Below are 1,188 nucleotides of genomic sequence, written 5' to 3'. Positions count from 1 at the left end.
ACCGCCGACGCGGGCCCGCGTCCCGACGGCGGCTTCCGCGTCACCGCCCGCCTGCCGCTCACCGCCGCGGACGGCACCGCGACGCCGCCCCCACCGAAGGAGTCACCGTGATCCGCGTTCTGCTCGCCGACGACCAGTCGCTGGTACGCGCCGGATTCCGCGCCCTGCTCGACGCCCAGCCCGGCATCGAGGTCGCCGGAGAGGCCGCCGACGGCGAGGAGGCCCTCGCGTCGGTGCGCCAACTCCGCCCCGATCTGGTGCTGATGGACATCCGCATGCCCGTGCTCGACGGCCTGGCCGCCACCCGCGGCATCACCGAGGACCCCGAACTGGCCGAGGTGAAGGTCGTGATGCTCACGACGTTCGAGCTGGACGAGTACGTCTTCGAGGCGATCCGCTCCGGCGCCTCCGGCTTCCTCGTCAAGGACACCGAACCGGAGGAGCTGGTGCGTGCCGCGCGTGCCGTCGTCGACGGCGACGCGCTGCTCTCGCCGGGCGTCACACGGCGGCTGATCGCGGAGTTCGCCGCACGGTCGAAGGAGCCCGCGGAGGCCGCGGCCCTGGCCGAACTCACCGAGCGCGAACGGGAGGTGATGACGCTCGTGGGCATCGGCCTGTCCAACGAGGAGATCGCGGGACGGCTCGTCGTCTCGCCGCTGACCGCCAAGACACACGTCAGCCGCGCGATGGTGAAGCTGGGGGTGCGCGACCGCGCCCAACTGGTCGTCCTGGCCTACGAGTCGGGGCTCGTACGTCCCGGCTGGCTCGGCTGAGCCGAGGACGGCGCCGCCGCCACCGGCCGTACGGCCCGTACACCACGCTCCGTGCCGGGTGCCCGACTCGCCCTCGCCGCCCACCGCTTCACCCACCGCGCCCAACTCGCCCTTCGCAGGCGGACGGACGGTACGGACGGCACCCGCACGCGCCGCGCATGTATGCGCTTCCAAAAATTCGGGCAGCATCCTTTTCGTCCCTTGACCGCCCCTCTCACGGCGGCTTGACTTCCCCGGGACAAGATCCACGTGACATGCGTCAGCGCGCCCGTAGAAGGAGACCCGAGTGGCCGGAAAGCTCAGCCGTCGCAGCGTGTTCAGGGCTTCCGCGGGAGCCGCCGTCCTCGCCTCGGCGGTGTCCGCGCCGGCGTTGACGGCCACCCCCGCCGCTGCCGCGACCGCCGCCGCCCCGGCC

At 72.9% G+C, this 1,188-nt stretch carries 1 protein-coding gene; it reads left to right on the top strand.

The window, feature by feature from the left end; all coding sequences use genetic code 11:
- The first annotated feature begins 107 nt into the window (after positions 1 to 107).
- The gene (locus AN218_RS29580; protein WP_070020150.1) at positions 108 to 773 is read left to right on the top strand and encodes a response regulator transcription factor; all 666 of its coding nucleotides are present in this window, start codon (positions 108 to 110) and stop codon (positions 771 to 773) included.
- Positions 774 to 1,188: the final 415 nt, after the last annotated feature.

The sequence above is a fragment of the Streptomyces nanshensis genome (genome assembly GCF_001751255.1).
In the GTDB taxonomy this organism is placed as follows: Bacteria; Actinomycetota; Actinomycetes; order Streptomycetales; family Streptomycetaceae; genus Streptomyces; species Streptomyces nanshensis_A.
Note: the sequence above shows the minus strand (reverse complement) of the source record. Positions and strands in the feature narration are given on the sequence as shown.